The sequence below is a fragment of the Allorhizocola rhizosphaerae genome (genome assembly GCF_003426775.1).
Taxonomy (GTDB): domain Bacteria; phylum Actinomycetota; class Actinomycetes; order Mycobacteriales; family Micromonosporaceae; genus Allorhizocola; species Allorhizocola rhizosphaerae.
Genome location: NZ_QJUG01000050.1, coordinates 37,715 through 43,714 on the forward strand (window position 1 = coordinate 37,715; position 6,000 = coordinate 43,714).

A 6,000-nucleotide genomic window follows, 5' to 3' on the forward strand; every position below is an offset into this window, starting at 1 on the left:
CGAGGCGCCGCCACCGATCTCAGTGCGGCGCTATGAGCGCCGCACGTCTCATTGAAGCGTCGATCACCGGACGCGTGCCCCGCCTCGTACATTGCGAACCGCCGCGAAAAGGTGATTCTCATGTGACCCGTCCGGTTACGATTCGCGATATGGGGCCTATGTGTACAGACGTACGGGTCTCCCACCAATCACTGCCTGGAGGGCCAGCATGCCGGAGGTTGCAGCCGCAACTCGGCCGGCGCGGCGGACCTGGAAGACCTTGGCCGCTCATGATCCCAGCAGCCGCAGCCAGCATGGGCGCCCGAAGCTCGGGTGTAAAGCTGCATGTGAGAGGCTGAAACCATGAACCGGCCGGCGCCGCATCATCAGCTGCATCAGTGTTTGATCGCCGTCCGGTGGAGATGTGGTGATCGTTTTGCCCGTGCGTGATCCTTGTGCGGGTGGACGTCGTGTGCGGGCCTGCGGTGACGTTCCCAGGCACAACGATCTGGCATAGGCACAACGATCAAGCTGTGCGGGCGTGTCGCGCCGGGTGGCAGGGCGACTTCTTCCCACAACCGTCTCAAGAATGGCTCAAAACCCGCCCGGACCCGGGGTGAACCGGCCGGTCGGCGACGGCCCCGCCGAGGTTTGTGAGCCGTTTTTGACACGCAAGCCGCGACACACGGCCCCCCTTGCGGTCGAGGGCGTGGGCACCAGCTACCTCACCCCCAGGCCAGCACGCAGGCCCGGGGTTGAGCCAATCCCGGACGGCGAGTCCACAACCAATCCGTAACGCGCAGGAGTTATCTCGACCTGCTTAGGAGCGCGACCTGGCCTGACTCGCCGCCACTGCAGCGGACCTGGAACCGCGCCGATGCCCTTTGGCACCTGGCGTGGCGCGCGACGAGTTGCTATCGAATACGAGTTAACTCTGTTGCGATCAGTTGCGTAACAGAATTGCACAGAACTAATCACTGGTAGAGAGCGATCGTCGGCCACACTCAGTCATGCAGGCTTAGGTTAGCTGGGTTATGGCAGGAGGCATGAGGCCGATGAACACGTTGACTCGCGGTAGGGTACGTGACGATGTCGTCTTCATCACCGCACTCTCTGCTGACCAAGCCTTCTACGAAGTTCTTCATGCTCTGCAAGGTGATCCTGGGCCGTTTACCTTGGCCACGTGCGACCCGCCGGAGGAGATGTCTTATGAACCCGCGACTGATATCGAATGGCACGCTGACTATCCCGCCTATGTCATCTACACCTCCGGTTCGACCGGGCGTCCTAAGGGCATGGTGTCCCCGCCCGGAGCTTTGCTGGGCAAACACCTGGCAGAAGTGCATGCCACACAACGGGTCGACCCCGCGCTGATCCCGCTGGCCGCCCTCGCGACGGTGCCGCCTGCCCAGCTGCCCTATTTCGATACCGTCATCGGCGGCGGCGACGCCTGCACGGTCGAACTGGTGTGGCACTGGATGCTGGTCTGCCATCCCATCAGCTTCTACGGACCGACCGAGTCCATGGTGATGACAGACAGGAGCCGACTGCTGGTGCGTGATGTTCAGGCGCCGACAATCGGCCGTCCTATCCTGAGCAGCCGGGTCGACCTACACGACGCCGCGTTGCGTCCGGTGGTCGCCCGCGTGGCCGGAGAGCTCCATCTGGCAGGGCTCGGCCTCGCACGCGGGTACCAGCACCGGCCGGGCTTCACGGCGGAAAGGTTTGTCGACAACCCGTTCGGTGAGCCGGGACAGCGGATGTACCGCACCGGCGACGTCGTGCGGTGGCACGACGACGGCCAGCTGGAGTTCGCTGGTGCCGGCGGCGGAGTCGCGTGCAGCACCGGCGTCGGGATGCGCCTGCGCGACTCGCTCGACGTGGCCGTGCTGGAGGCCTCATTGGCTGGGCTGCTGCTGCGGCACGAGTCGCTGTGGACCATCCTCCAAACCGTCGACGCGCGCGGCGTACAAGTCGTTGTTGCCCAGGGGAAGATCTCGCCTCAGCAGATGGATCTGTCCACTGTGGAGATCAGCGACGAGGTGGTGGACCTGATCCTTGACGAGCGGCTGTGGCTGCCGTTTGACCTAAGGACCCTACCGCTGACCGGGGCGCTGCTTATCCGGCCCCATTTCGGCCTGGACGCCCGCGGCAGCGATGCGATGGCGCGGCTAGAAGATCGCTTCGAGATCATGCGCGTCCTCGCCAGTATTTCCGGTGTGGCTGAAGCGCTAGGGCTCTTCGACCTCGGCGAGCACCGGGCACTAGCGATGGAGTGCGTGGACGGCCGCCTGCTGAGTCGGCAGATCGCGAACCGTTTGCCGCTCCTAAAGGGCGGCAGTGGACGCCACGGTCTGGCCCAATATACGACGTGGGCGATGACGATCTATGGGCAGATCGAGACAGCCACCCAAACTACCCACCAAGAAAGATACGTGGATGGCGATCTGCACCTCTGGAACTTGCTGGTCTGCGGAGGAGACACGATCGGGCTGCTCGACTACGGGGTGGCCATACCGGTGGAGCGGATGACTCGGCCAGGTTTTGCCAATCAGGGATTCTCGGCTCCTTCGACTATCGCCCGGTTCGATATTGACCTGTACGCGCTAGCGTGTCTGATGCTGGCGAGTTCCTTGCCGATGTCGAATATCGTGCGGCACGACCGGACCAAGGCCCGGCACTTTGGCGATATCACCGCAGCGGACTTCCTGGTGCCGAATTATTTCCCGGAGCGGGCCGTGGCGGTGGCGGTGATCTCGCCGGACGGACTGGGCGGGTGGAAGCAAGCCTGGACCTCGCTGACGAGGGCGATCGCAGCCAGTGCAAACCTGCGCTGCGACGCCATGCTGTATCCGAGCGATCCGCGGCAGTTCGCCACCGACGACGGTGAGATCGGCCTCGCGTTCGGCGCGGCAGGCGTGTTGTATGCGCTGGCGGTCACTGGAGACAGAGGACTGGTCGCTTGCATTCGGCACCAACTGGGACAGTTCCGTACTGTGGCGGGGGGATACCGAGACGCGGCGCAGCGTTTGGCTACGCTGCCACGTGGGGTTTTGCACTGCTCGATTGGGACAGGCAAGTCCTCGCTTGTGGCTGGATGGTCCGCCTACCACCAGTTGAGGCTCACCAAGCCGGCTGTGCGGCTAATCGCAGGGTTGACGAATAACCACATTCAGACAGCCGCGTCGTACGCACTCCGCCATCCGATCGCTGCTCCTAACGTCACGTCGACATGTGCCGTCCACACCGGAATCGCTGTGGTTGTGGATCGCACAGGTAGCGCAATCGCATCAAGCAGCGCCACCAATGAAGTTCGGGAGACGGCACGGCGAGGGTATCTAGCAAGCCATCTCGCTGATGCGTTGGGCATAGACCATAGGCGCCTGCGTTCCGCGGCGATCGAACTTGTGTGGCCCGTAGTGTTTGCGCGGCTGACCAGGCGAGTGGAATCAGGCCGGAAACATTGCGGGCGCAAGCGAGCCGCACGGGCACAAGTCAGCTTGCCCGGAGCGGCTCTACAACGACGTGGAGGTGGCCATGGACCATCTCTCTTTATCTGCAAACGGCCCACGCAAGCACTGCTGTGGCACCTGGGAGACGGCAATGGTATCGCCAATGATCACGAAACGAGCAGCCGGCGGTTAAGTCGACCTGGCTTTGCCCGTCAGCCTCTTCCTCGGCTTGTAACCTGCTTACATGGGATCCGTGGCAAACGGAAGAACGAATTGCCGATGATCCAAACGTCTCTCCGGCTTCAGCGCAGTTCGGCGAGGTATACGCCGCCGTCCGTGCTTCACTTTGCGGTCTTCGACGCCGCGAACTCCCGCTGTCCTGAGGCTGGCAGAAGGGTCGCTAACGGCGCGCTGCTCTCAAGCCCCCTTATGGCGTGACCGGAGCATAAGACTTGATCCAGAAACGTGCTTGCAGGTTTGGGCTGGCAACTGATTTGCCAATCAGGTAGCCTAATGAATCGCGGTGCACCATTCCGCAACACGACGTAACGATTTGAAAAGGCTCCCGAGACTCTCCTAAAAATGGGTTGGGTGGGTATCGGGAAATTTAGAGGGCTTCCTGTTTTGCGGCAGGAGGCCCTCACCCCATTAAGCAGTCGATTGTGGGACGCGCCTGCTGACCATCGCTGCGTGGGCGTGAGGAGTCGCTCGAAGCGATCCCCACTCGATGCCACCGCGAATAGCGAGACGCTCTCATATTCGGCCTCGCATGAGTCGAGGGAGAATCGGCGCTCAATTAGGTACGCCTTCCCTAACTCCAAGCGATCATGGCGAATGTGTCTGGCCAATTACGGATCGTAGTCGACATTTATTCCGATCGAATGACCGTGCCTTTTCTGTACCCCTCAGTGGACAAAGGTCGCGAGGGGTAGTACATAATTGACTGACCAACATTGTGATCTATCGTCCGCTCCGGAAAGAGGCGAATGAAATAGGCCGCTCAACGCGTTCACGGTCCCCGCAAAGGCCGGAAGCGCGTCTCCCGAAAATCCCACCCAACCCATTTCATGCTCCAACATAGGAGAGTCAATCTTGAAAGTGTCTGTTCTATCCCAGCTGACGCAGCTTGCGGCGTCTCTGGGGGCCTTGCTGCTTGTGTGCGGCTTCATCTATGTCGGCCACGAGTGGGGCCTCTCCATAATGGAGAGCCTGGGCGCCGCCGCGATGGCGGGGACCGTCGCGGCCGGCATCGCCTACCGGTTTTCGACAGGGTCGCCTCGGGCCGGGGGCCGCGACGACGAGTCGGCGGACCGGCGCCACGCGCGGGATGAAGATCCCCAGCATCAACCTCTCCGCATCGAAGAACCGTGATCAACCTGTGCGGCATCCGGTCTGTCCGGGTGCCGCACCTGGCAGAGAGATAGAGCAAGATGACCTACATCGACACTCTCGACGACGAGCAGGCACAAGCCCTCGAGTCGATGATCACGGACCTGATGCACGTGCGCCGAAACGACGGCGACCCGTCGCTGCGCGAGATCGCGTTGAAAGGATCACGCGGTGCCGGCGGCTCCGTCTCGTACGCAACGATCTCCCGAGTCCTCCAAGGCAAGGCGGAGCCAACCTGGCGATCGACCACCGTGATCCTTCGTGGATGCGGTGTCTCGGAGCGGGAGATAAGCACCACCTGGAAGCAGCGCTGGCTCGAGCTGGCTGAGATCTTGCGTCCGGTAACGTCGCCGATCATGAAGCCGTCACCCGCGCCGGACGGCTTCCAGTGTGGCATCTGTGGATCTTGGGTGATCAATCCGAAGATCCACGCCAACTTTCATGACCGCGTCGGCCAGATAGGAGCAGGCGCACCACGGAGCCGATCACCAATCCGCCACTCCTAGTACAAGCGGCATCGCCCACTGTGGGCCTCGGACCTCTCGTCGCAGACCGGTCCGAGGCCCACAGTGTCTGGTCGATCAGGGTGCTGCCGACCGCCGATGTGATCACAAATGGTGTAGGAATCTTCAACCTTTTGTCGAGCTGGCATTCCCTGGTCAGGAGTCAGGGGATGAGACGGGCCAGAGGGTCCTCGGCGAACGGTGCGGCCTCATCTACCTGGGAGCTCGTGCTCGCGCCACGTCCTTGGCGCTCATGCCGAACAGCACATTCGGCGTGACGTACCTGTGGGTGTAGCCGAGCATGAGCGCGGCCGCGATGAACTCGCCGTTGGTGATGTAGGTGCCCATGGCGCGCTCGGCCACGTGCTTCATCCCGTAGCTTCCGGCTGCCGGAGTCTTGATCGGCGTGATGTTCTCCCGCAACCAGCCGACAACCCGCAGCACCGTCGCCTCGCTACTGGCCAACTCCTCGCGGCCCTCGGCGATCTCCGCACGACGCTGCTCGGGGGTCTTGGTCCCAGGCGAGAACGCCCCGATGCCAAACCTTCCCAGCAACGGATGCTCCTGCATCACCTCGGCGAGGCTCAACATGGACCCGAGCCGAAGCGTCGGGCGCGAGACGGGCGCTGGCCGGGCCGGCGCGGGAGCCGCCGGCCGCGGGACCGGAGGCTGCCCCC

The 6,000-nt window shown here is 62.7% G+C and carries 3 protein-coding genes; 2 read left to right on the forward strand and 1 reads right to left on the reverse strand.

Going from position 1 to position 6,000, the window contains the following annotated elements; genetic code table 11:
* Positions 1–1,034 precede the first annotated feature (1,034 nt).
* The gene (locus DM816_RS13285) at positions 1,035–3,869 is read left to right on the forward strand and encodes an AMP-binding protein (RefSeq protein WP_162907413.1); all 2,835 of its coding nucleotides are present in this window, start codon (positions 1,035–1,037) and stop codon (positions 3,867–3,869) included.
* Positions 3,870–4,861: 992 nt separating this feature from the next.
* Positions 4,862–5,326, forward strand: a complete 465-nt coding sequence (locus tag DM816_RS13295; protein WP_117210525.1) for a helix-turn-helix domain-containing protein — start codon at positions 4,862–4,864, stop codon at positions 5,324–5,326.
* Positions 5,327–5,536: 210 nt separating this feature from the next.
* Here DM816_RS13295 and DM816_RS13300 read toward each other — a convergent pair.
* On the reverse strand, positions 5,537–6,000 hold a 464-nt coding region (locus DM816_RS13300), incomplete at its 5' end, for a hypothetical protein (protein WP_211588677.1).